The organism is Bradyrhizobium sp. SZCCT0153, from assembly GCF_018129995.1.
GTDB lineage: Bacteria > Pseudomonadota > Alphaproteobacteria > Rhizobiales > Xanthobacteraceae > Bradyrhizobium > Bradyrhizobium japonicum_G.
Genome location: NZ_JAFCKS010000001.1, coordinates 304108 through 328129 on the forward strand (window position 1 = coordinate 304108; position 24022 = coordinate 328129).

Below are 24022 nucleotides of genomic sequence, written 5' to 3' on the forward strand. Positions count from 1 at the left end.
ACGAGGGTTCGCGTAATGGACATGATGGCAATGGTCAGCGGTATGCTGGCCGCTCAGCAAGGCGCGCTGCAGTCGAATATCTCGGCGACGCTGATGAAGCAGAACGCGGATACGGAGAAATCCACGGTCCTGACGCTGCTCGGCGCCGGCCAGCCCTCGCTCGCCAATGTCGGCGCCGGCGTCGGCGGCAACCTCAACGTCACCGCCTAGCGCTGATCCGGAAAAGTGGATCCCGGTTTTCCGATCAGATCATGCGCCAATAACTAGAGCGACGCGGCGGCATTGCCCGTCGCCGCCCGGATCAGCTTGAGCGCATCCTCGCTTGCCCATTCCGCCGGCCCCGCGATCGTCGCGATCTCGCAGCCCTGGGGATCGACCAGCACCGAGGTCGGCATGCCTAAAGCCCGGCCTATGGCCTTAAGATCCTGGAAAACCTTGGCTTTCTGGTCGTTGAAATAGCCGAGCCTAGTCAGATTGGCCTCCTTCAGGAAGGTCTTGGGCTTCTCGGCGTCGCGGGTGTCGATATTGATCGCCACCACCTCGAAATTCGGGCCCGACAGCTTGCCCTGAAGCTCGTCCAGCGCCGGCATCTCTTTTCGACATGGCACGCACCAGGTGGCCCAGAGGTTGACCAGCAGCGTCTTGCCGCGGAAATCGGACAGCTTTTTCGGCTTGCCGTCGGCGTCCTCGAAGGCGAGATCCGGCAGCTTCAAAGGGGCGCTCGCCATGGTCAGGGCGGCCACCTCGCCATGGGCAAGCGGGGCGATTTTTTGCGCTGTTGCCACCGCCGCCCGGCAGGCCGGGTCGCCGGACGGGGCCCGGCTCAGGCCCAGCCCATAGAGCGCAGCGAAGCCGGCCAGTCCCCCGATCGCCACGGTGGCGATGACGAAAGGGACCCGGCGCGTGGCGGAGGGCTTCTGGTCGAGCATATCGTTTGTCATCCGGTCGCAGATATGGCTATCAGGGGCCTCTTAGTACGGCTGGCAGCAGTCGGCAAACATACGGCAGCCAGCGACAGGCAAAGGCGTGAGCAGGGGATCATGAGCAACAAGATGTGGGGCGGCCGGTTCTCGGAACGTCCCGACGAGATCATGGAAGAGATCAACGTCTCCATCGACGTCGATCGTCACCTCTTTGCCCAGGACATTGCAGCATCCAAGGCCCACGCCGCGATGCTGGCCGCGCAGGGCATCATCACGGCCTCTGATGCGAAAAATATCGGCAAGGGTCTAGACACGATTTTGTCAGAGATCGGCAAGGGCGGCTTCGAATTCAAGCGTGCGCTCGAGGACATTCACATGAATGTCGAAAGCCGCCTGTCCGAGCTGATCGGGCCCGCCGCCGGCCGCCTGCACACCGCGCGCTCGCGCAACGACCAGGTCGCGACGGATTTCCGTCTCTATGTCCGAGACGTTCTCGACGAGACCGACGCCGCGCTGGCCGCGTTCCAGGCCTCGCTGGTCAACCGCGCGCTCGAACATGCCGCGACCGTGATGCCCGGCTTCACGCATCTGCAGACCGCGCAGCCCGTGACCTTCGGCCATCATCTGCTCGCCTATGTCGAGATGGCGGCGCGCGATCGCGGCCGTTTCCAGGATGCGCGCAAGCGGCTGAACGAGTCTCCGCTCGGCGCGGCCGCGCTCGCCGGCACCTCGTTCCCGATCGATCGGCACGCCACCGCCAAAGCGCTCGGCTTCGACCGCCCGATGGCGAATTCGCTCGATGCGGTCTCCGATCGCGACTTCGTGCTGGAGACGTTGTCGGCGGCCTCGATCTGCGCCGTGCACATGTCGCGCTTCGCCGAGGAGATCGTAATCTGGACCTCGCCGCTGGTTGGTCTCATCCGGCTCAGCGACAAGTTCACCACCGGCTCGTCGATCATGCCGCAGAAGCGCAATCCTGACGCCGCCGAGCTGGTGCGTGCCAAGACCGGCCGCGTCATCGGCGCGCTCAACGGGCTGCTGATCGTGATGAAGGGGTTGCCGCTCGCGTATCAAAAGGACATGCAGGAGGACAAGCAGGGGGCCATGGAGGGCTTTGCCGCGCTGTCGCTTGCGATCCGCGCCATGACCGGCATGGTCCGCGACCTCGTCCCCGACGAGGCGAAGATGAAGCTTGCTGCCGGCGAGGGCTATGCCACCGCCACCGACCTCGCCGACTGGCTGGTACGGACGTTGAAGATGCCGTTCCGCGACGCCCATCACGTCACCGGCCGCATCGTGGCGAGGGCCGCCGAGGGCGGCGTGGCGCTGCACGAGCTGCCGCTCAAGGAGATGCAGGCGATCGAGCCGAAGATCACGAAGGACGTGCTTGGCGTGCTCTCGGTCGAATCGTCGGTGAAGAGCCGGACCAGCTTCGGCGGCACCGCGCCGACGAACGTGGCGAGCCAGGCCAAGGCCTGGGCGAAGCGGCTGGAAAAAGAGCGAAAATTGGGCTGAGGGCAAAATTTCGCTTATGTTTCATGGTCATCCGGGTCTCGCCAGAGCGCGCTAATCTCTGTATGGTGCGCCGCGCGTAGTGGGGATTTCGTCGTGACGTCAAAGTTTCGCCCGGCCGGCTCGGCGTGGGCCATCATTGTCTTGAGCCTGACGGCGCTCGCGCTTGCCGGCTGCGGCCGCAAAGGTCCGCTGGATTTGCCGCCGACCGCCTCCAGCGCGTCGACGGCCAACATCGCGCCTCCGACCGACACCGAGACCGAAGCCCAGAAGACGCCGAGCGTGTTCAATCCCACCTATGGTGCGGACGCCGCGCCCGCGGCCGCCAAGGGCAGGAAGAAATCTTTCATTCTCGACCCGCTTCTGGACGACACACCCAGCAGATGAGCTGGGGCAACTGAGCCAACGCCATGAATCATTTCGACTATCGCAACGGCGTGCTGCACGCCGAGGCGGTGAACCTGTCCGAGCTGGCCGCGACCGTCGGCACGCCATTCTATTGCTATTCGACCGCGACTTTGGAGCGCCACTATCGTGTCTTCACCGACGCCTTCGCCGGCGAGAAGGTGCTGGTCTGCTACGCCATGAAGGCGAACTCGAACCAGTCGGTGCTGCGCACGCTGGCAAAGCTCGGGGCCGGCGCCGACGTGGTCTCGGGCGGCGAATTGAAGCGGGCGCTGGCCGCCGGCATCCCGGCGAGCAAGATCCTGTTCTCCGGTGTCGGCAAGACCGAGACCGAATTGCGCGCCGCGCTTGCCGCCGACATCCTCTGCCTCAACGTCGAATCCGAACCGGAGCTCGAGCTGCTGTCGCGCCTTGCGACGGAGATGGGCAAGACCGCGCGCATCTCTATTCGCGTCAATCCGGACGTCGATGCCGGCACGCATGCCAAGATTTCCACCGGCAAGTCGGAGAACAAGTTCGGCATTCCGATCGCCTATGCCCGCGAGGTCTATGCGCGCGCCGCGAAGCTGCCGGGCATCGAGGTGACCGGCACCGACGTGCATATCGGCAGCCAGATCACCGATCTGTCCAAGATGGAGACCGCGTTCCGCATCCTCTCCGAATTCGTGCAGACGCTGCGCGCCGACGGCCACAACATCTCGCATGTCGATTTCGGCGGCGGCCTCGGCATTCCCTATTACATGGACCGCGAGGCGCCGCCGGCGCCCGACGCCTATGCGGCCATGGTCAAGCGCATCAGCCACAATCTCGGCTGCACGCTGATGTTCGAGCCGGGCCGCATGATCGTCGGCAATGCCGGCATCCTCGTCGCCAAGGTCATCTATGTGAAGCATGGCGACGGCAAGAATTTCGTCATCATCGACGCCGCGATGAACGACCTGATCCGTCCGACGCTGTATGAAGCCCATCACGACATCTTGCCGGTAACGCAGCCTGCGAGCGGCACTTCCACGATCCTGGCCGACGTCGTCGGCCCGGTCTGCGAGACCGGCGACTACCTCGCGCTGGATCGTACGCTGCCGACGCCGAAGCCCGGCGATCTCCTCGCCATCATGACAGCGGGCGCCTATGGCGCGGTCCAGGCCGGCACCTACAACACGCGGCCGCTGGTGCCCGAGGTGCTGGTGAAGGGCGACCAGTACGCGGTCGTGCGCCCGCGCATCGAGGTCGAGCAGTTGATCGCGATGGATACGCCCGCGCCGTGGTTGTGAGGCGAGGCGCTACTTCCCCGCCAATCCGCCGGCCTTCCCGCCAACCACTACGCCTGCCTTCTTCTCGATCGGCTTGATCGCGGCGGTGAAATCGGACTCGGCGCCTTCCGCGCTGATCACGGTCTCCCACAGGCGCCCGACCGCATCGGCGACCTCCATCGACAAGCCGAGCTGCTTCATTTCCTCCAGCGCCAGCCGGACGTCCTTCACCATCAGCCCCGTGGCGAAGCCGAAATCGAAGCTGCGCGGCAGCACCGAGCGTGGAAACTTGTCGCGGCTCGCGGTGTTCATGCCCGATCCCGCATTGATAACGTCGATCATCACGGCGGGATCGAGCCCGGCTTTCACCCCCATCACCACGGCTTCCGACGTCGCCACCATCGCGGTGGCCGAGAGGAAATTGTTGGCGAGCTTCATGGTCTGCGCCGCGCCCGGCTTCTCGCCGATGAAGAACACTTTTCCGATCACGTCGAGCGCCGGCTTGAGCAGCTCGAAATCCGCCTTCGGCCCAGAGACCATCACGGCCAGCGTGCCCTTCTCGGCGCCGCCGACGCCGCCGGAGACCGGGCAGTCGATTTGCACGATGTCGTGCTTGGCGAGCAGGCCATGGATCTTCGATGCCATCTGCGAGCCGACGGTCGAAAGGTCGATGAAGCGTCTGACCCGCTTACCCTCGATGACGCCGTTCGCCCCGGTCGCGACCTCGAGCGAAGCTTGCAGCGACGGCAGGCTCGCCATCACCGTCTCGACCTGGTCGGCGACGTCCTTCGGCGAAGTCGCCGCCGTCGCACCGCGCGCCACCAGTTTGTCGACGACTTCCTTGCGCGTATCGAACACGACCAGCCTGTGTCCCGCCTCAACCAGCCGCCGCGCCATCGGGAAACCCATGTTTCCGAGGCCGATGAATCCGATGTCCATGGTGTTGTTTCCTTCCTGTCGTCATTGCGAGGAGCGAAGCGACGAAGCAATCCAGTCTGTTGCCGCGGAGGCTTTCTGGATTGCTTCGCTTCGCTCGCGATGACGAAGCAATAGCGTTAAGAGCGGTTAGTCTGGCGTCACGCCTTCCCGTCGATCTCCGCGAACACCTCGCGCGCGATGCGAAAGCTGTCGACCGCGGCCGGCATGCCGCCGTAGATCGCGACCTGCATCAGAATCTCGCGGATTTCGTCGCGGGTCACGCCATTGGTCAGCGCGCCCTTGAGATGCGCGCGAAACTCGTGCTGGCGGTTGAGGATCGCGATCATCGCGATGTTGAGCATGCTGCGGGTCTTGCGCGGCAGCTCCTCGCGGCCCCACACCGTGCCCCAGCAATATTCGTTGAGCATCTCCTGGAACGGACGGTTGAAATCGTCGACGCTCTTCAGGGCATTGTTGACATAGGCCTCGCCCAGTACCGCTTTGCGGACTTCCAGGCCCTTGTCGTGCATCTTCTTGTCCATGGCGTTTCCTTTGTTTCCCTTGCATTTCCCTTGGGAACGGCGCGCGGAAATTACGGGGTTGCGGCCGGCCAGTCACGTCCTCGTGTTATGCGGGAAAAGGGGTGTCTCCCGTACAGGAACGGATGCCTCAGTGCTGCCGTTGTGGTACGCTTCTCTTCCGGGCAACCTGGAGAGTTGATTGAACGGCGTCACCCCCGACCCGTCAGACCCGATCCGCGATGGCGACGCTCTGTCGCGGCTGAAGCTGGCGCAGGCCCTGCAACGGGCCATTTATGCCATCGCGTGGGAGCGTGCCTGGCCGAATTTGGCGCGGCTTTTGACCGTTGTCGGCCTGTTCCTGGTGGTGTCCTGGGCCGGCCTCTGGCTGTCGCTGCCGTTCATTGCCCGCGCCATCGGTCTCGTGGTTTTCGCCGGCATCGCGATTGCCGTCCTGTTCCCGTTGATTCGTTTCCGCTGGCCGAGCCGTGAGGAGGCGCTGGCCCGGCTCGACCGTGGCTCCGGCATCCGCCATCGACCGGCCACCACGCTGACGGACACGCTGAGCTCAAAGGATCCGGTGGCGCTGGCGCTGTGGCAGGCGCAGCGCGAGCGCACGCTGGCTTCGATCAAGCGCATCCGCGCCGGTCTGCCGAACCCGCGGCTGGCTCTGCATGATCCCTGGGCGCTGCGCGCGCTGGTCATGGTGATGCTGGTGGCGACCTTCTTCGCAGCCGGAGACGAGCGAGCCATGCGGCTCGGGGCCGCGTTCGACTGGAACGGCGTGCTGGCACCGGCCAATATTCGTGTCGACGCCTGGGTCACGCCGCCGCTCTATGCCGGCAAGCCGCCGATCATCCTGTCGGCCGCCAACAAGGAGGCCGCGGCGCTACCCGCCAGCGGTCCGCTTGCCGTTCCCGCCGGCTCGACCCTGATCGTGCGCTCCTCCGGCGGCAGCCTCGATGTCGTCGTTTCCGGTGGCCTCAAGGAGGTTGCCCCCACGGAAGCCGCGCCCAAGGGCACCAACGAGAAGCATTTTGCCATCGCCGGCGACGGTACCGCGCATGTCCGCGCGCCCTCCGGCCAGCCGCAATGGGCGTTTGTGGCAACGCCGGACCGGCCGCCGACGATTGCGCTGGCCAAGGACCCCGAGCGCCAGGCGCGCGGCGCGCTCCAGCTCTCCTACAAGATCGAGGACGATTACGGCGTCACCGGCGCCGAGGCGCAAATCGGCCTGCGCCCCGCCGATGCCAAGGATGGTGTGAAGGATGGCGTGAAGGACGCCGGCAAGGAGACCGACACCAAGGCGGCCGCGCGGCCGCTGTTCCAGCCGCCGCAGTTTCCGCTCGTGCTGCCGAATGCGCGCACCCGCAACGGCGTCGGCCAGACGGTGAAGGACCTCAGCGAGGACCCGTATGCGGGCGCCGACGTCACGCTGACGCTTACCGCCAAGGACGAGGCCGGCAACGAGGCCAAGAGCGAACCCTTCAACATGCGCCTGCCCGAGCGGCTCTTCACCAATTCGCTCGCCCGCGCGCTGATTGAGCAGCGCCGCATCCTCGCGCTCGATGCCAACAGGAATTCCGACGTCTACGCCGCGCTCGACGCGCTGATGATCGCGCCCGAATTGTTCACGCCGGACGCGGGCTGCTATCTCGGCCTGCGCAGCCTGGCGCTGCAGCTGGAAGCCGCCCGCACCGATGATGCGTTGCGCGATGTGGTGGGAAGCATGTGGGCGTTCGCGGTCACCATCGAGGATGACGGCGTCGCCGGCAGCGTCAACGCCGCGCTGCGCTCGGCGCAGGACGCGCTCAAGCGTGCGCTGGAACGCGGTGCCAGCGAGGACGAGATCAGGGTGCTGACGCAGAAGCTGCGCGAGGCGATGGCCGGCAAGGTGCGCGATCTCGCCCGCCGTTCCGAGCAAAATCCGCTCGGCGCCCGGCAGCCGTTCCCCGCCGAAGTCCAGCTCATCCTCGACAAGGCTGTCGAGCTGAAACAGAAGACTCAGAAAGCCACGCCCGACCAGTTCGAAGAACTGTCGAAGCAGCAGGATGCGTTGCGCGAGCAGCTTCAGGCCTATCGGAAATCGGCGAACAACCGGGCCAACAAGGCGGGCAACGACGGCGCCAATCAGTTCACACGGGACCGGAAATGCGGAAGCTAGCGCGCGTGCCAGTCTTGAAGGCGATCTCGATCGCCGCTCTCGCCGTCCTGCTCGGAGGCGTGCCCGCAGCCGTCTCGGCCCAGCAGGACCAGGATCCCGATGCGCTGCTCGACAGCGCCGAAAAGGCGATGCAGGAGTCCGGCGACAGCCTCAGGCAGAAGGAATCCGGAAAGAGCCTCAACAATCAGTCCGACGCCATCCAGAAGCTCGAGGACTACAAGCGCGCGACCGAGCGCAGCCAGTCCTCAAGCCGCGATCGCTCCGTCATCACCCAGCGCGACCTGGACGAACTTCTGAAGCAGATCGAGAAGGCGGCCAAGGAAGGCAATAAAGAAGCGGCCGAGCGCATGCTCGAGCAGCTTGCGCAGATCATGGAAAACCTCCAGATGGCGCAGCCCGGGCAATCCGGCGACAGCGACATGGAGCAGGCGCTCAACGAGCTCAGCGACATGATCCGCAAGCAGCAGCAATTGCGTGACAAGACATTCAAGCAGGGCCAGGACTCCCGGCGTGATCGCTCGCGCGGCAAGCAGCAGGGCGACCAGTCGATGTCGGACCTCCAGCAGGATCAGCAGTCGCTGCGCGACCGCCTGAAGAAGTTGCAGGACGAGCTCGCCAAGCGCGGCCTCGCGCAGAAAGGGCAGAAGGGCCAGAGCCAGAAAGGGCAGAAGGGGCAGCAGGGCGAGCAGGGGCAGTCCGGCCAGGATGGCGATCAGGACGGTGACCAGGGCGATGACGATGGCAGCCTGGACGCCGCCGACGGGGCCATGGGCGATGCCGGCTCGAAGCTCGGCGAGGGCAATTCCGACGGTGCCGTGGACTCGCAGGGCAAGGCCCTCGACGCCTTGCGCAAGGGCGCGCAGAAGATGGCCGAGGCGATGCAGCAGGGCGACGGCGACGGGCAGGGCGATGGTCCCGGCAATCGTGCCGGCCGCCAGCAGAGCGGCGGCAATCAGACCGATCCGCTCGGCCGCCCCCTGCATGGCCGCGATCTGAGCGACGACTACACGGTGAAGATCCCCGGCGAGATCGACGCCCAGCGCGTCCGCCGCATCCTCGAAGAGCTCCGCCGCCGCTTAGGGGATTCCTCGCGCCCGCAGATCGAGCTCGACTATATCGAGCGGCTGCTGAAGGATTTTTGAGGCTGCGGCGGCTCTCGTAGCCCGGATGAGCGAAGCGATATCCGGGGCCGCCGGTCCTGCATATCGCCCACGCGGGCTACAATCCCGCCCGCGCTACGCCTTCTTCGCCGCCAGCGCATCCGCCACGGCGGTGCGGATGTCGGCGACCGAAAACGGCTTGGTCACGACGTCATGCACCAGCGCATTGAGGTTCGAGGCGCGCTCGCGTTGATCGGCGAATCCGGTCATCAGCAAAATCGTCAGGTCGGGGAAATCGCGCGCGACGGACAACGCCAGCGCGATGCCGTCCATGACGGGCATCTGGATGTCGGTGAGCAGCAGATCGAAGGCGCCGTCCGCGCGGGTCAGGATTTCAAGTGCCTCTGCGCCGTCCTGCGCGGTGACGATCTCGTGGCCGTCCATGGCGATGGCACGCGCCACCAGCTGGCGCATCGAATCCTCGTCGTCGGCGATCAAGATTTTCGGCATGAGATCAAACCTTGGGACCAACCTCCCGTGCGGGCCTGCGGGACCGATTATACGCTGCCGCCGGCGATGTCGCGCCGGTTGAAGAAGCGAACGTCGATATTGCGGCCCTCCGGCGGCGGCGAGGCCAGGCGCGAGCGGAAGAAGGCCCGCTCGCCGGGCTGCAGCACGGTCTGCTCCAGAACGGTGTTCCAGGCGTAGATCTCGGCGCCTTGCGCGTCTCGCACCGCGAAACGCAGCCTGGGAATGTCGAGCGGCTTCTTGCCTTGACCGACGATGACGCCCTCGATCACCAGCACCTGCTTACCGTCCACGGTCTCGCTGGAGAGCTTGACGTCCTTGAAGGCCAGTCCGCGCAGGTTAACCTCAAGGCCGACCATCTTGTAGAAGGCCGCCGTCTGCGGGAGCAGCCGCACCATGTCGCCGCGCCAGACGACGAGCGCAAGCACCAGCGCACCCATGGCGGCGCAGGCGGTCGGCAGGCCGAAATAGGATTTTCGCGGAGCTACGGTGGGCGCCTGACGCCTCACCCGCGCCCCGCGGCGGCCGAACAGGCCGCGGAACCAGGATTGATGCTGTGCGCCGACGACCTCCTCCTCGGCATCCCGGGCCGCCGCTGACCATTCGTCCTCGGTTTCCCGGGCCTCCTCGTCCGGCCAGTCGCTGGCGATCGACGGGCTGTCGACAACGGGCGCATCGGTGGCGCCGTCGTCCTTTGCGTAGGAGTTCCACTGCTCGGCGAGGTCGGACTGGTCGTCGGCCTGGCTGGCCGCGGCCATGGCCGGGATGGACGCCTCCTCGATGGCATCCTCGGCATGGGCGACCCAGGTCTCCTTGCAACGGGAGCAGCGGACCGTCCGGCCGTTCGCGCCCAGGCTCGCAAGCTTGATGGCGTAGGATGTCGTACAATGGGGGCAGACGATATGCATGGACGAGCCTTGATGCATGGACGGGTCTTGACGATGACGCGGTCGCGGAGAACCGGGCGGCAATTATGCTACAAGGCGACCGTTAACGAACCGGAAACCATAACGGCCGCAGAACCCCTTGATCGCGTGCGGCGGAGCGCAGCGACGCGGCCCGCGCCCTCTCTCGAACGGAGCTGAACTTGGTTCGGTTCGAAAATGTCGGATTGCGTTACGGTCTGGGGCCGGAGATCCTGCGCGACCTCAGCTTCCAGATTCCGGCGCACTCCTTCCAGTTCCTCACCGGCCCGTCCGGCGCCGGCAAGACCTCGCTGCTGCGCCTGCTGTTCCTGTCGCATCGGCCGACGCGCGGCCTGGTCAATCTGTTCGGCCACGACATCTCGCAGCTCGGCAAGGACGAGATCGCGGATCTGCGCAAGCGCATCGGCATCGTGCTGCAGGATTTCCGCCTGCTCGACCACATGACGACCTATGAGAACGTCGCGCTGCCGTTCCGCGTCATGGGCCGCAGCGAATCGAGCTACCGCAAGGAGGTCATCGACCTGTTGAAATGGGTCGGGCTCGGCGAGCGCATGGACGCGCTGCCGCCGATCCTGTCCGGCGGCGAGAAGCAGCGCGCGGCGATCGCGCGCGCCGTGATCTCGCGGCCGCAGCTCCTGTTGGCGGATGAGCCGACCGGCAGCGTCGATCCGACGCTCGGCCGCCGCCTGCTGCGACTGTTCATCGAGCTCAACAAATCGGGCACCGCCGTCATCATCGCCACCCACGACATCGCCCTGATGGACCAGTACGAGGCGCGCCGCTTCGTGCTGCATCAGGGCCGGCTGCACGTCTATGAGTAGACCCGACGAGCGCGGCGTCTTGGTCGACCTCGGACAGGAGGGGCCGCCGCTTCCTCCTCGGGCGCGCAACCTGTCGCCGATCGTGCCGCGCGCCTCGATCCATGGCCGTGCCCTGGTCGCCGTCGTGGCCATCATGACCTTCCTGGCGTCGATGACCACGGGCACGGTGCTGCTGGTCAGCGCCTCCGCCGCGGAATGGCAGTCGGACGTCGCCAGCGAAATCACCATCCAGGTCCGCCCGCAGACCGGCCGCGATCTCGAGCGCGACACCGCGGCGGTGGCCGAGGCCATGCGCGCGCAAGCCGGCATCGTCGAGGTCAAGCCGTTCACCAAGGACGAGAGCGGGAAGCTGCTCGAGCCTTGGCTCGGCACCGGGCTGTCGATGGACGATCTGCCGGTGCCGCGCATGATCATCGCGCGCGTGCAGCCCGGCACGCCGCTCGATCTCGGCGCCCTGCGCGCCCGGGTGACCCAGGTGGCGCCGAGCGCCAGCGTCGACGATCACCGCGCCTGGATCGAGCGCATGCGCTCGATGACCAATGCCACCGTGCTCGCCGGCCTCGGCATTCTCGCGCTCGTCATCATCGCGACCATCATCTCGGTGTCGTTTGCGACCCGCGGCGCCATGGCGGCGAACCGTCCGATCGTCGAGGTCCTGCACTTCGTCGGCGCCGGCGACCGCTACATCGCCAACCGTTTCCTGCGGCATTTCCTCAGGCTGGGCCTGGAGGGCGGCGTCATCGGCGGTGGCGCCGCAATGCTGGTGTTCGGCTTCTCCGAGTCGATCGCCGGCTGGTTTTCCGGCACCCCCGTCGGCGACCAGTTCGCAGCCCTGCTCGGCACCTTCTCGCTGCGGCCGTCCGGCTACATCGTGCTTGCGGTGCAGGCCGTGCTGATCGGCGCCATCACCGCCGTGGCCTCGCGCCAGACCCTGTTCGCGACGCTGAACGATGTCGATTGAGAATATTTGTGCGTGTGGCTTCTTCCCCTCTTCCCGCTTGCGGGGCGAGGGAGCGCACCGCTGACGCGGATAGGGTTGTGTCCATTGCGTTCGCGGAGCCCGATAAACCGGACTCCACTTCGCCTCAAAACGTCCTAAAATCGTCCGGGGAAGGGATTACCGACATCACATGACCTCGCCGACCGATGATCGACCGCCGAAACTGCCGCGCGGCTGGCTGCGTGCGGCATTGGTGTCGACGATTGCGCTCGCCTTCGTCGGCGCGGCGGCGGGCTTCATCGCGTTCCTGTCGCAATTGCGCGGCGCCGAGATCGCGCCGGATCGCAAGGCTGATGGCATCGTGGTGCTCACAGGCGGCTCGTCGCGGGTGTTGGACGCGATGGAGCTGCTCGCGGCCGGCTATGGCAAGCGGCTCCTGATCTCCGGCGTGCACCCGACCTCGACGGCGAGCGACATCTCCCGGACGTTGCCGGAGAACCAGTCCTTCATGCATTGTTGCGTCGATCTCGACCGCACGGCGGTCTCGACCCGTGGCAATGCTGCGGAAGCGCGGCGCTGGGCCGAGGGACGGGGCTTCAGATCGCTGATCGTGGTCACCTCGAACTATCACATGCCGCGCGCGCTGGTGGAATTCTCGCATGCGATGCCGGAGACGAATCTGATCCCGTTCGCGGTGGTCGGCGACAAATGGCGCGAGGAGCCGTGGTGGACCTCGGCATCCACCTTGCGGCTGCTGCTGCTGGAATATGTCAAGTATATCGCGGCCGAGCTCAGGGTACGGCTGGAGGATTTCGGGATTGACCTTTCGCCCGAGATGTCGGAGCAGCCTCCCGGTCTCCAGCCGAGACGGCCCGCCACCGCACAGGCCAATTGACCGGCAATTGAACGGATCGTCGATGTTCTTGATTTTCCTGCGCTCGCTCGTGTTCAACGTGCTGTTCTACGCCGTGCTGGTGTGCCTTGCGATCGTGGCGCTGCCGACCTTCGCCTTGCCGCCGCGCGCGATGCTGACGGTCGCGAAATGGTGGGCGAAGGCGACGCTGTTCCTGATGCGCGTGGTCTGCAACATCAAGGTGGAATTCCGCGGCGTCGAGAAGATCCCGGAGGGGCCGCTGGTGATCGCGGCAAAGCATCAGTCGTTCTGGGAGACTTTCGTGCTGCCGGGCTTTTTCAATCGCCCGATCTTCATCCTCAAGCGTCAGCTCATGCAGATCCCCGTGTTCGGCCAGTTCCTGGTCAAGACCGGGATGATCGCGATCGACCGCAAGGCCGGCGTGAAGGCGCTTCTCGACATGACCCGCCGCGCCCGTGAAGCGGTGCGTTCAGGCCGCCAACTCGTGATCTTCCCCGAAGGCACGCGCCGTTCGCCGGGTGCTGCGCCCGACTACAAGACCGGCTTTGCGCAGATCTATTCGTCCTGCGGCGTCCGGTGCCTGCCGATCGCGCTCAATTCCGGCCTGTTCTGGCCGCGTCGCACCTTCATGCGCTATCCCGGCACGCTGGTGGTCGAGTTCCTCGATCCGCTGCCCTCAGGCCTGCCGAAGGACGAGTTTCTCTCCCGCGTGCAAACGGCGATCGAAGACGCGACCGGCCGCCTCGTCGAAGCGGGCCGCAAGGAACAGGAGCAGTTGATCGGCTCGGCGCCGAGCTACGCGCCTTCTGAGCGCTAACGGTTCTCTCGATCTTCAGCGGGAGCCTGCGCGTGCAGGGGATGCGCATCACCATGCAGCATGGTCGCGAGCTGGTGCAGCTGGGTGTCGCGAAAGCCTTCGGCCTCGATCGCCTTCACCGTCGCGGTCACGTAGTCGCGGTTGGCGCCGGACTGGCCATGGCCCTGGAGCACGTGGCGGTGTTGCTCGGTGAGCGACAGCCGGCCGGCATATTGCACATGGCCGCGGTCGACCACATAGGCGAGGGCGGAGACGCGCTGCCGCGCGTCGTTCTCCAGCCACACCGAGCGCATCACTTCCCGATAGACCGACGTCACCTGCTCGCGCGCCCTCAGATAAGCGACCACGTCGGCGCGGTTCTTCTCGGCGACGCGGAAGGCGATGCCGCGGCAGGCGCCGCCGCGGTCGAGCCCGAGCACCAGGCCCGGCCTCTCCGGCGTGCCGCGGTGCACGAAGGAATAGACGCAGAGCGCGCGATGCTCGCCGACCAGCCGCGCCGGGACACGTTCCTCGAATTCGAAGCCCGGCCGCCACATCAGCGAGCCGTAGCCGAACACCCAGAGGTCGCCCTTGGCTGTGGTGACGGAGGGGAGGGTGATTTCCGACATTTCGGGCACGGCTACAGCATGATCCGGAAAAATGTGAAGCGGTTTTCCGAAAAGATCATGCTCGAACAAGGAGCTAAAGCGCGATGACGATTTTTCTGAAGCGCGTCGCGCTGTAGCAGAACCGCGCCCACAAGCGAAGCGAATTCTCCGCCTTTCGTCGCAGCCGAACCTCGCTTACATTTGCCATCATCTGGGGCCAAAGGGTCGCCGCATGTCCGATATGACCGTTGCCGCAGGCCGGCGCTCCCGTTGGGGCCTTTTCATCGCACCGATTATCCTCCTGATCCTCGCCGTCGCGTGGAGCTGCTTCTGGTTCTATGCCGCCTCGCAGGCCGAAGTGGCGGCTGATGCCTGGCGCGCGCAGGAGGCCAAATCCGGCCGCATCTATGATTGTGCCAAGCGCGCGATCGCTGGATTCCCGTTCCGTTTCGAAGTCCAGTGTTCCGGCGCCAGCGTCGCCCTGGTGTCGCAGAACGCCAGCAAGACGCCGTTCACGGCCAAGCTCGACAACATCCTGGTCGTTGCGCAGGTCTACGATCCCAAGCGCGTCATCGCCGAATTCTCCGCGCCGGCGACGCTCACCGACGGCGTTACGCAAAACACCTTCGTGGTGAACTGGAGCAAGGGTCGCAGCAGCGTGATCGGGCTTCCGGCGGTGCCGGAGCGCGCCTCGATCGTGTTCGAGGATCCCACCGTCAACCGTCTCGACGGCAGCGTGCAGGTGCCGCTCGCGCGCGCCAAGCAGATCGAATTGCACGGGCGTCTCGCGGATGGATCGTCGGCCGATCATCCCGTGATCGAAACCGTGCTCCAGATCGCGCAGGGCAGCATCCAGGGCGTTCATCCGCTGCTGGCCGAGCCGTTCCAGGCGGATACGCGCGCGAAGATCACCGGCCTCTCGGACCTCACGCCAAAGCCGTGGCCGCAGCGTTTCCGCGAGATCCAGGCCGCCGGCGGTCACATCGAGATCGTGCAGTCGCGGATCCAGCAGGGCGAGATGATCGCGGTCGCCGCCGGCACGCTCGGGCTCTCGGCCAATGGCCGTCTAGACGGCGAACTGCAGATGACGGTCACGGGCCTCGAGCGCGTGATCCCGGCGCTCGGCATCGAGAAGGTGCTGGAAGAGGGCGTGCCGCAGGCAACCCTCGACCGCCTCGCGCCCGGTGTGAAGTCGCAGGATCTCAATAATCTGTTCGGCGCGCTTGACCGCGCCGTTCCCGGCCTCGGCAAGGTGATCAAGCAGAACGCCAATGCCGGCGTCGCCGCGGGCATCAATTCGATCGGCACCGAGAGCACGCTGGAAGGCAAGAAGGCCCGCAGCTTCCCGCTGAAATTCGTCGACGGCGCCGTGCTGCTCGGCCCGGTCAAGGTCGGCCAGATCCCGCCGCTGTATTGATTGTCTCCCGTCATTGTGAGCGAAAGCGAAGCAATCCAGACTTTCTCCTCGGAGACAGTCTGGCGTGCTTCGTCGCTGCGCCGCTTGCAATGACGGAAGAAAGAGGAGGCTACGGCTTCTTCAGCGCTGCATGCGGCCGGCCGAAGTCGGGCGCGGCCGAATCCTGGCCGATCTCGACGATGCCGCGGCGGATGGCACGGGTGCGGGTGAAATGGTCGAACAGCGCCTCGCCGTCGCCGCGGCGGATCGCGCGGGTGAGCTTTGCCAGATCCTCGGTGAAGGTGCCCAGCATCTCCAGCACGGCGTCCTTGTTGGCAAGGAACACGTCGCGCCACATCGTCGGATCGGACGCCGCGATGCGGGTGAAATCGCGAAAGCCGCCGGCCGAGAATTTGATGACCTCGGACTCCGTCACCTGCTGCAATTCGTCGGCGGTACCGACGATGGTGTAGGCGATCAGATGCGGCAGATGGCTGGTGATCGCGAGCACGAGATCATGATGATCGGGCGTCATGATCTCGACCTTGGCGCCCATCGCCGCCCAGAACGCGCGCAGGCGATCGGTGGCCGCCGCATCGACGCCTTCAGGCGGCGTCAGGATGCACCAGCGGTTGATGAAGAGCTCGGCGAAGCCGGAATCGGGGCCGGAATGCTCGGTGCCTGCCACCGGATGCGCCGGCACGAAATGGATGGTGTTCGGCAGGTGCGGCGCCATGTCCCGGACGATGGCGCCCTTCACCGAGCCGACGTCGGAGACGATCGCGCCGGGTTTCAGATGCGGCGCAATCTCCTGAGCCACCGGCCCGCAGGCGCCGACGGGAATGCAGAGGATGACGAGATCGGCGTCCTTCACGGCTTCCGCATTGGTCGACATGACCTGATCGACGATGCCGAGCTCCATCACCCGCGCGCGCGTTGTCTCCGAGCGCGCGGTGGTGACGATCTCTCCAGCCAGGCCCTGGAGCTTCGCAGCGCGCGCGATCGAGCCGCCGATCAGGCCGAAACCGATCAGCGCGACGCGCTGGAAGTGCGGCGTCGCGCTCATTTGCCGGCCATGAAGTCGCGCAACGCCTCGACGACGAGGCGGTTGGCCTCCTCGGTGCCGATGGTCATGCGCAGCGAATGCGGCAGGCCGTAGTTCTTCAGGCCGCGCAGCACGAGGCCGCGCCTGGTCAGGTAGGCGTCGGCCTCGTCCGAGGTCTTGCCCTTTTCCGCGAAGTGGATCAGCACGAAATTGGCGACGCCCGGCGTCACCTTGAGCCCGAGCTTGCCGATCTCCTCGGTCAGCCAGTTGCGCCAGGTCTCGGTGAACTGCTTCGACATCGCCTGGTGCGCGGTGTCCTCGATCGCGGCAACGGCGGCGTACATTGCCGGCGTCGACACGTTGAAGGGGCCGCGGATGCGGTTGACGGCGTCGATGACGTGTTCGGGCCCGAACATCCAGCCGACGCGCAGCGCGGCGAGGCCGTGGATCTTGGAGAAGGTGTGCGTCACCACCGTGTTCTCGGTGGTGGCGACGAGCTCGATCCCCATCTCGTAATCGTTGCGCGAGACGTAATCCGAATAGGCGGCGTCCAGCACCAGCAGCACGTGCGAGGGCAGGCCGGCGCGCAGGCGCTTGACCTCGTCGAACGGCACATAGGTGCCGGTCGGATTGTTGGGGTTGGCGAGCCAGACCAGTTTCGTGCGCGGCGTCACCGCCTTGAGGATGGCATCGACGTCGCAGGTGAGGTTCTTCTCCGCGGCAACGACGTTCCTGGCGCCGACCGCCATGGTCGCGATCGGGTAGACCAGGAAGCCGTGGGTGGTGGAGATCGCCTCGTCGCCGTGGCCGAGATAGGTGTGGGCGAGCAGGTTGAGGATCTCGTCCGAGCCGGCGCCGCAGATGATGCGGTTGGGATCGAGCCCGAAAGAACGGCCGATCGCTTCGCGGAGCACGCGCGAGGTTCCTTCCGGATAATCCTCCAGGTGGTCGGCCACGTGCTTGAACGCCTCGATCGCCTTCGGCGAGGGCCCGAACGGCGTCTCGTTGGCCGAGAGCTTGAACACCTTGCGGCCCGGCTCCGCCACCGGGCTCTTGCCGGGCGTGTAGGGCGCAATATCGAGAATGCCGGGATTCGGCACGGGGCGGGACATCTTCAACTCCGGAAGTAGCTTTAAGCGGTTCGCGATTTACGATTTCGACCCGGTCGGGGGCACCGTATAGCGCGTTGCGTGGCTGCCGACGAGGGCCGTGGAGCGCACCGAGGCCCCCGCTTCGATCAGGGCAGCCTTGATTTTGTCGAGGCTGCTGGCCGCGGTGACCGAGACCAGCAACGCCGCGCCGTCGAAGGCGGTATCAGGCACCGCCACGATCTCGGCGAGCGGCGACAGGGCACGCGCGACCTCGGCATTCCACCCGGAGACGCGCACGCTGAAGGTCTCGACCTCCGTCACCAGGGCGCTGTCGGCGACGCGCGAGACCGCGAACACCGGCAACGCCGCCGGATGGTCGGCGCGCTCGACGAAGGGCAAGCGCGCGATGATTTTGGGCGCACCGGCTTGTTCAAGCGACAGCCACCACGGCGTGCGGCTCGATGTCGCCGAGACCAGCGCCAGGTCGCCCTTGGATTTCGCCACAGCCTCGACCGCCGCCTGCGCGCTGAAATGCGCGACGTAAGGCACCGTAAAACCAAAATGGAATCGCGCCGAATCGCGCATCGCCGGCTCGCTCACCGAGATGTCGGCATGCACTGAGAACGGCGCCTGCACATAGGTGAACGTCGAGATGATCACGCGCCAGATGCTTTCGACCGTGTCGAGCGGCAGGATGCCGCGATGACGCTGGACGAGGTCGCGCATCATGGCGGCCTCGCGCGCCGGGCGGAACGCCGACCCGACCTCCTGGGTCTGCTTCACCTGGATCAGGCGGTCGATGATGTCGCCGCGCTGCATCAAGAGGCGATGCATGCTCTCGTCGATCGCGTCGATCTCCTTGCGCAGTTCCTGCAATGATGGTGGCGCGGGCGGACGTTGGGACATGTCTGACAAGGGCTGTTGCGAGGGTTGTTGAGAGGCTTTCCAGTGCGGATCGGTCGAGCCGTTACCGCTGCGGTCGATGTCCTGATTAGGCAGTCGGAACGGCGAAAGCAAAGAGAAATGCAAGAGAAATTGGCGCCTTTTCGGCTGTCGCTTCGGAGGCGAATTTGGTCGATCCGGGCCGCGACTTGACGAAAACCGCCCGGGACGGTAACTTTTGCATGTTCCGTGGTCATTTGAGCCGGCCGGCTTGCAGCCACGTTAAAAAACTCGCTAAACAGGCCGGGGACCCTTTCGATCCCGGCCGAACCTATCGTTCAGGCCGGGTTTTTCATGGCCTGATGTCAATGCGGTCGCCACTACGATCGCAAACGAGGTCGATGGTCAGATGGTTGGCGTCCAGTCAATTCCGAGTCCCGCGATCACTGCCGACGAGCGGTCGCACGAGGTCGATCATCCGAGCTCGCAGGTCGCGCAGTTCGGTATCGAGCAGCCGCTGCGGCTCGATTGCGGTGTCGATCTCAGCCCGTTCCAGATCGCCTACCAGACCTATGGCGTGCTCAACGCCGATCGCTCCAACGCTGTTCTGATCTGCCATGCGCTGACCGGCGACCAGCATGTCGCCAACGTCCATCCGGTCACTGCCAAACCCGGCTGGTGGGAGACCCTGGTCGGTCCGGGCCGACCACTTGATCCTCAACACTACTTCATCATCTGCTCCAACGTGATCGGCGGCTGCATGGGCTCTACCGGTCCGGCTTCGATCAATCCGGCGACCGGCAAGGTTTGGGGCCTCGATTTCCCCGTCATCACCATCCCCGACATGGTGCGCGCGCAGGCGATGCTGATCGACCGGCTCGGCATCGACACGCTGTTCGCGGTCGTCGGCGGCTCGATGGGCGGCATGCAGGTGCTGCAATGGACCGCGGCCTATCCGGGTCGCGTGTTCTCCGCGCTGGCGATCGCCTGCTCGACGCGGCACTCGGCGCAGAACATCGCGTTCCACGAGCTTGGCCGTCAGGCCGTGATGGCCGACCCCGACTGGCACAGTGGCGGCTATGCCGATCACGGCATCCACCCGCACCGCGGGCTCGCCGTGGCGCGGATGGCCGCGCACATCACCTATCTCTCTGACGCGGCGCTGCATCGCAAATTCGGACGGCGCATGCAGGACCGCGAGTTGCCGACCTTCTCGTTCGACGCCGACTTCCAGGTCGAATCCTATCTGCGCTACCAGGGCTCGTCCTTCGTCGAGCGCTTCGACGCCAACAGCTATCTCTACCTGACCCGCGCGATGGACTATTTCGACATCGCCGCCGACCATGGCGGCGTGCTGGCAAAAGCGTTCGCCGGCATCCAGACCCGCTTCTGCGTCGTCTCCTTCACCAGCGACTGGCTGTTCCCGACCTCGGAATCGCGCGCGCTGGTGCACGCGCTGAATGCGTCGAGCGCGCGGGTCTCGTTCGCCGAGATCGAGACCGATCGCGGCCACGACGCCTTCCTGCTCGACGTGCCCGAATTCTTCGACATCTCCCGCGCCTTCCTGCAATCGGCGGGCAAGGCGCGCGGGCTCAAGGACAAGGACGGCTAGCGATGTCCGTACAGGAGGTGCTGCCGCTGGGCGGCGTTGCGACCGGGCAGCCCGGTGATTTTCGCGCCGATCATGTGCTGGTCGCCGAGATGGTCAAGCCGGGCTCGAAAGTGCTCGACGTCGGCTGCGGCGAGGGCGATCTGCTCCAGCTGCTGGAGACCCGCGGCATCGACGGCCGCGGTATCGAGCTGTCGCGCGAGGGCGTCAACCGCTGCGTCGCCAAGGGCCTCGCGGTGGTGCAGGGCGACGCCGATACCGACCTCGTCAACTATCCCGACGACGCCTTCGACTACGTGATCCTGTCGCAGACGCTGCAGGCGACGCGGCAGCCCAAGGTCGTGCTGGAGAACCTCTTGCGCATCGGCCGCCGCGCAATCGTCACGTTCCCGAATTTCGGCTTCTGGAAGATGCGGCTTCAGCTCCTGATCGGCGGCCACATGCCGCGCACCGAGAACCTGCCGGCCAGCTGGTACGACACCGCCAACATCCATTTCTGCACCATCAAGGATTTCATCGAGCTCTGCGACGCCATCGGTGTCAAGATGGAGCGCGCCGAAGCGCTCGATCTCTACGGCCGTCCGCTGCGGCTGCGGCTGCCATGGTGGGTGTGGAATCTGTTCGGCGAGCAGGGCGTGTTTTTGCTCACGCGCGGGCAAGGAAAATAGTCAGGTGACGCCTTCGCGCTAATGCGCCGCAAGCGACCGTGGATCGCGGACCGGCCATCGTCCCGCTTCCACCAGCGCCACGAATCGCTCCACGCTCTCGTTGAACAGCGCGGGCTCTTCCAGGTTGAGCACGTGGCCCGACTTCGGGAGCATCGCCAGCCCCGCCGCGGGCAGGTGCTTCTTCAGGAACAGGCTCGGCCCAATGCACTGATCGTCCTCGTCGCCGCAGATGATCAGCGCCGGTGTCGCGGCGCCTCTGATCGCTTCCGTCATGGTGTAGATCGAGGGGCGGCCGCCCTGGAAGCCGCGCATTGTCCGCGCCGATCCCTTGGCGTCGTGGCGCGCCAGCGCGGCGTAGAATTCGGCGTGGCCGCGCGGATCCTTCACCAGGAAGGGAATCCGGCTCGGCGCCTCGCGTGTGACCTTTGCGACTTCGATGGAGCCGAGCGTCTCGAACTGCTCGGCATTGGCGCGGCACTGCCTGCGCCAGGCGTCGAGGTTCTCGATCTCCGAGCCGGAGCCGATTCCGGCCAGCGTCATCGACAGCGCGCGCTGCGGCGCGTTCAATCCGATCTGGAGCGATGAGTATGCGCCCATCGAGAGACCGACGAGATGCGCGCGCTCGATTCCGAGATGGTCGAGCACCGCGAGCGCGTCGGTGTAGAAATGCTTGTAGCTGTAGACATCGCCATCAGGCACGTCCGACGGCGTGTAGCCGCGCGCGGAATGGGTGATGCAACGGTGGCCGCGCGAGAAGTAACGCATTTGCGGCTCCCAATTGGTGTAGTCGGCCGCGAACTCGTGCAGAAAAATAATCGGCGTTCCCTGACCCGTTTCCTCGAAATAGATACGGACGTCGTCCCTGGTCGTGGCGTGGGGCATTAACTGTTTCCCTCTCTTCAAGCCGCATCCTGAAGATCGCAGTTAATGTTGTTGTCCGCAATGCGGCAGCATCGAACGAGCATCGGCACAAAATCATCGCAGCCATTCGCCGTCGCGGCGTCTTTTTCTCGCCACATCCGGCGGCTTAACGGCCAGACGGATGTCGGCCGCCGCACGGGCCGACTGGGAAGTGGGGTGTCAACGAAGGATGAAGTATGTTCGAGTTGTTTGCGTCTCGCCTGTCGCGCTGCCTTGTCGCGCTGGCTCTCTTCTTCGCGGCGGCCGCCGCGTTCTCGTCTCCGGCCTCGGCACGGCCTCACCGTCATAGCGCAGAGCGGCATGCTCACGCGCATCACGTCAGCAGATACCATCATTATCGGCACACTGCGCGCAGCTCGCGCTTCGAGCGCAGCGCCGCGCAGTTGCAGGCCGGCGGATTCGGCAACAGCTTTGCCAGCTATGACCCGACCGCCAATAGCGGCGGCATGATCATGGGCGGCAGCGGTGGAATGACCATCAGCGGCAGCGTTGGAATGACGACGCGCGCCAGCCGTCGAATGGCCAAGAGCGATGGCGGTGTGATAGCCAGGAGAGATAGCACTGGGATGGCCAGCAACGCCATGAGCAGCGGCAGCTTCGGTGGCGGATCGGGCCTCGTGTCTGAGGCACGCCGCTACGTCGGCGGCAATCCGACCGGGCGCGGCAGCCTGTGGTGCGCGCGCTTCATGAACATGGTGCTTGAGAAAACCGGCCACCATGGCACCGGCTCCGACATGGCGAACTCGTTCGCGCATTACGGCACGCGCGTCTCCGGCCCGCAGGTCGGCGCCATCGCAGTGATGTCGCGCGGCGGTCGGGGCGGTCATGTCGGCATCATCACCGGCATCGACGCGCAGGGCAATCCGATCATGATCTCCGGCAACAACGGCAACCGCGTCCGCGAGGCCCCGGTCTCGCGCGGCCGGATCTATGCGTATGTGATGCCGAATTGACGGTGCTGCCTCGTCATTGCGAGCGAAGCGACTTGTCCGCCGAAGCCTTTGGCGAAGGCGGAAGCAATCCAGAATCCCTCCGCGGAAATAGTCTGGATTGCTTCGCCGCTTCGCTCCTCGCAATGACGGAATGCGTGGAGCCAGCGTCGCTCGTTCACACCAGCTTTGGCTGTTCCACCGCGACCGCATCCCCCACGCCGATCTCGCCGTCGGCGATCACCTCGGCATAGATGCCGCAGTCCATGTGGCCGAGATTGCGCGAGAGTGTCGGCGGGATTTCGAGGTCGCGCTTTGCGGTCTCCGGATCGACATTGGTGGCCGGGCAACGGACGATGCGCTTGACCACTCGCAACCGGGCCTGACCGATCGCGAGGGTCTGGCCGACCAGGTCGAGCTCTGACCAGGCCGGCCAGCCCTTCACGTAGAGATTGGCGCGGAAGCGCAGCGGGTGCACTGCGGTCCCGCCGAGCATGGTCTCGAGCGCGCGGACGCTGCCGAGATTGATGATGGAGACGACCTTGCGGGCCACGTCGGAAAAGCTGTGGTCACGGCCCGACAGGACCTTGGGCGGGCCCTTCAACTCCGGCTGGAAGTTCTCGCTGAAATAACCCTCGATGGCGGCGCGCCCGGCGGCGGTCTCGAGATCGCCGCTGGCGACGATCTGGCCGTCCTTGCGGATGGTCAGGCGGTTGGTCGCGTCCTCGAACCGGCTGTCGAGTGAAGCCAGCCGCTCGTTGCGCGCCAGCATCAGGAACTGGATCTTCGGCTTCCACTGCGGCTGTTCGGGATCGAAGCCGCTGGGACCGTTTTCGATGGCGTAGCGGCGGTCGGCGGGCAGGGTCTGGCCGGCTCGCAGGGAGACGCGGGACAGGGGCTCCGGCGTCAGGCCTTTGATCGGGTAGCGGTAAAGGCCGGTGATTTCGGCGGTCTGGCGGGCCGTCATTGCGTCAGGTGTCATGCCGCTACTTAAGGGATTCGGCGGCGCCCCGCCAAGCACGCGGATTCGCGCACGAAATTGTGAACTCGCCTCTTCCGATCCGAGGGCACGCTTCCCACATCAGGGTCAGGCCGGCGCCAGCGCCGGCTGATAACGACCGTTGCCGGTTGAGGAACGTCAACGCGGCCAGCGGAAACCCAGTGAAGATGCCGTTTGGAGTGCCTTAGAGGGCTCCAG

At 65.6% G+C, this 24022-nt stretch carries 25 protein-coding genes and 1 riboswitch; of the genes, 14 read left to right on the top strand and 11 right to left on the bottom strand.

Annotated features, from left to right (window positions below; genetic code table 11):
- Nucleotides 1-15: 15 nt before the first annotated feature.
- The gene (locus JQ572_RS01560) at nt 16-210 is read left to right on the top strand and encodes a hypothetical protein (protein WP_211381228.1); all 195 of its coding nucleotides are present in this window, start codon (nt 16-18) and stop codon (nt 208-210) included.
- Between the two features lie 53 nt (nt 211-263).
- Here JQ572_RS01560 and tlpA read toward each other — a convergent pair whose 3' ends face one another.
- Nucleotides 264-929 carry a thiol:disulfide interchange protein TlpA gene (tlpA, locus tag JQ572_RS01565; RefSeq protein ID WP_211381229.1) on the bottom strand — a complete coding sequence of 222 codons (666 nt, stop codon included), beginning with the start codon at nt 927-929 and terminating at the stop codon, nt 264-266.
- 111 nt (nt 930-1040) lie between these two features.
- Between tlpA and argH the strand changes: the two genes are divergently transcribed.
- The 3 genes from argH (at nt 1041) to lysA (ending at nt 4111) form a co-directional block, all read left to right on the top strand.
- Nucleotides 1041-2438, top strand: coding sequence for an argininosuccinate lyase (gene argH / locus JQ572_RS01570; protein ID WP_211381230.1), 1398 nt, complete (start codon nt 1041-1043; stop codon nt 2436-2438).
- Between the two features lie 93 nt (nt 2439-2531).
- Complete coding sequence (lptM, locus tag JQ572_RS01575) at nt 2532-2822, top strand: LPS translocon maturation chaperone LptM (protein WP_211381231.1); 291 nt, start codon at nt 2532-2534, stop codon at nt 2820-2822.
- Between the two features lie 23 nt (nt 2823-2845).
- Entirely contained in the window at nt 2846-4111 is a 1266-nt protein-coding gene (gene lysA / locus JQ572_RS01580; protein WP_211381232.1) for a diaminopimelate decarboxylase, read from the top strand.
- Nucleotides 4112-4120: 9 nt separating this feature from the next.
- Here lysA and JQ572_RS01585 read toward each other — a convergent pair whose 3' ends face one another.
- Together JQ572_RS01585 and JQ572_RS01590 are read right to left on the bottom strand one after the other, a co-directional pair.
- Nucleotides 4121-5029, bottom strand: a complete 909-nt coding sequence (locus JQ572_RS01585; RefSeq protein ID WP_211381233.1) for an NAD(P)-dependent oxidoreductase — start codon at nt 5027-5029, stop codon at nt 4121-4123.
- Nucleotides 5030-5166: 137 nt separating this feature from the next.
- Entirely contained in the window at nt 5167-5550 is a 384-nt protein-coding gene (locus JQ572_RS01590; RefSeq protein ID WP_211381234.1) for a carboxymuconolactone decarboxylase family protein, read from the bottom strand.
- Between the two features lie 178 nt (nt 5551-5728).
- Between JQ572_RS01590 and JQ572_RS01595 the strand changes: the two genes are divergently transcribed.
- Both JQ572_RS01595 and JQ572_RS01600 read left to right on the top strand, forming a co-directional pair.
- The gene (locus JQ572_RS01595) at nt 5729-7690 is read left to right on the top strand and encodes a TIGR02302 family protein (protein ID WP_211381235.1); all 1962 of its coding nucleotides are present in this window, start codon (nt 5729-5731) and stop codon (nt 7688-7690) included.
- Nucleotides 7678-8832, top strand: a complete 1155-nt coding sequence (locus JQ572_RS01600; RefSeq protein ID WP_211381236.1) for a DUF4175 family protein — start codon at nt 7678-7680, stop codon at nt 8830-8832. Before JQ572_RS01595 ends, JQ572_RS01600 begins: the two co-directional genes overlap by 13 nt.
- 93 nt (nt 8833-8925) lie before the next feature.
- Here the strand turns inward: JQ572_RS01600 and JQ572_RS01605 are convergent, their stop codons facing one another.
- Nucleotides 8926-9300: a response regulator gene (locus JQ572_RS01605; protein ID WP_211381237.1), complete on the bottom strand. Its 375-nt coding sequence runs from the start codon at nt 9298-9300 to the stop codon at nt 8926-8928.
- A 47-nt stretch (nt 9301-9347) separates the two neighbouring features.
- Complete coding sequence (locus JQ572_RS01610; protein ID WP_211381238.1) at nt 9348-10226, bottom strand: MJ0042-type zinc finger domain-containing protein; 879 nt, start codon at nt 10224-10226, stop codon at nt 9348-9350.
- 179 nt (nt 10227-10405) lie between these two features.
- Between JQ572_RS01610 and ftsE the strand changes: the two genes are divergently transcribed.
- From ftsE to JQ572_RS01630, 4 genes are all read left to right on the top strand, one after another.
- Complete coding sequence (gene ftsE, locus JQ572_RS01615; RefSeq protein WP_211381239.1) at nt 10406-11065, top strand: cell division ATP-binding protein FtsE; 660 nt, start codon at nt 10406-10408, stop codon at nt 11063-11065.
- Nucleotides 11058-12026, top strand: coding sequence for a cell division protein FtsX (locus JQ572_RS01620; RefSeq protein WP_211381240.1), 969 nt, complete (start codon nt 11058-11060; stop codon nt 12024-12026). The genes ftsE and JQ572_RS01620 overlap by 8 nt, the downstream gene beginning before the upstream one ends.
- Nucleotides 12027-12195: 169 nt before the next feature.
- Nucleotides 12196-12900: a YdcF family protein gene (locus tag JQ572_RS01625; protein WP_211381241.1), complete on the top strand. Its 705-nt coding sequence runs from the start codon at nt 12196-12198 to the stop codon at nt 12898-12900.
- 22 nt (nt 12901-12922) lie between these two features.
- Nucleotides 12923-13696, top strand: coding sequence for a lysophospholipid acyltransferase family protein (locus JQ572_RS01630; RefSeq protein ID WP_211381242.1), 774 nt, complete (start codon nt 12923-12925; stop codon nt 13694-13696).
- Here JQ572_RS01630 and JQ572_RS01635 read toward each other — a convergent pair.
- The gene (locus tag JQ572_RS01635; protein WP_211381243.1) at nt 13693-14304 is read right to left on the bottom strand and encodes a gamma-glutamylcyclotransferase; all 612 of its coding nucleotides are present in this window, start codon (nt 14302-14304) and stop codon (nt 13693-13695) included. The genes JQ572_RS01630 and JQ572_RS01635 overlap by 4 nt on opposite strands.
- A gap of 211 nt (nt 14305-14515) precedes the next feature.
- On the opposite strand from JQ572_RS01635, the gene JQ572_RS01640 reads away from it, so the two are divergent.
- Nucleotides 14516-15700 carry a DUF2125 domain-containing protein gene (locus JQ572_RS01640; RefSeq protein WP_211381244.1) on the top strand — a complete coding sequence of 395 codons (1185 nt, stop codon included), beginning with the start codon at nt 14516-14518 and terminating at the stop codon, nt 15698-15700.
- Nucleotides 15701-15809: 109 nt separating this feature from the next.
- Here JQ572_RS01640 and JQ572_RS01645 read toward each other — a convergent pair whose 3' ends face one another.
- The 3 genes from JQ572_RS01645 to JQ572_RS01655 are packed head-to-tail and all read right to left on the bottom strand — an operon-like array spanning nt 15810 to nt 18721.
- Nucleotides 15810-16745: a prephenate/arogenate dehydrogenase family protein gene (locus JQ572_RS01645; RefSeq protein WP_211381245.1), complete on the bottom strand. Its 936-nt coding sequence runs from the start codon at nt 16743-16745 to the stop codon at nt 15810-15812.
- The gene (locus JQ572_RS01650) at nt 16742-17836 is read right to left on the bottom strand and encodes a pyridoxal phosphate-dependent aminotransferase (protein WP_211381246.1); all 1095 of its coding nucleotides are present in this window, start codon (nt 17834-17836) and stop codon (nt 16742-16744) included. Before JQ572_RS01650 ends, JQ572_RS01645 begins: the two co-directional genes overlap by 4 nt.
- Nucleotides 17837-17872: 36 nt before the next feature.
- The gene (locus JQ572_RS01655; RefSeq protein ID WP_211381247.1) at nt 17873-18721 is read right to left on the bottom strand and encodes a chorismate mutase; all 849 of its coding nucleotides are present in this window, start codon (nt 18719-18721) and stop codon (nt 17873-17875) included.
- A gap of 215 nt (nt 18722-18936) precedes the next feature.
- A riboswitch (SAM riboswitch) is annotated at nt 18937-19016 on the top strand.
- A 90-nt stretch (nt 19017-19106) separates the two neighbouring features.
- Here JQ572_RS01655 and metX point away from each other — a divergent pair.
- Both metX and metW read left to right on the top strand, forming a co-directional pair.
- Nucleotides 19107-20309 (top strand): homoserine O-acetyltransferase MetX, encoded by a 1203-nt coding sequence (gene metX / locus JQ572_RS01660; protein ID WP_211381248.1) that lies wholly within the window; start codon nt 19107-19109, stop codon nt 20307-20309.
- 2 nt (nt 20310-20311) lie between these two features.
- Nucleotides 20312-20974, top strand: a complete 663-nt coding sequence (gene metW / locus JQ572_RS01665; protein ID WP_211381249.1) for a methionine biosynthesis protein MetW — start codon at nt 20312-20314, stop codon at nt 20972-20974.
- A gap of 18 nt (nt 20975-20992) precedes the next feature.
- Here metW and JQ572_RS01670 read toward each other — a convergent pair whose 3' ends face one another.
- The gene (locus JQ572_RS01670) at nt 20993-21856 is read right to left on the bottom strand and encodes an alpha/beta fold hydrolase (RefSeq protein ID WP_211381250.1); all 864 of its coding nucleotides are present in this window, start codon (nt 21854-21856) and stop codon (nt 20993-20995) included.
- 215 nt (nt 21857-22071) lie between these two features.
- Here JQ572_RS01670 and JQ572_RS01675 point away from each other — a divergent pair, with 215 nt between their 5' ends.
- Nucleotides 22072-22848: a TIGR02594 family protein gene (locus JQ572_RS01675; protein WP_211381251.1), complete on the top strand. Its 777-nt coding sequence runs from the start codon at nt 22072-22074 to the stop codon at nt 22846-22848.
- Between the two features lie 154 nt (nt 22849-23002).
- On the opposite strand, the gene JQ572_RS01680 is transcribed toward JQ572_RS01675, so the two are convergent.
- Nucleotides 23003-23791, bottom strand: a complete 789-nt coding sequence (locus JQ572_RS01680) for an MOSC domain-containing protein (RefSeq protein WP_211382383.1) — start codon at nt 23789-23791, stop codon at nt 23003-23005.
- Between the last annotated feature and the right edge of the window lie 231 nt (nt 23792-24022).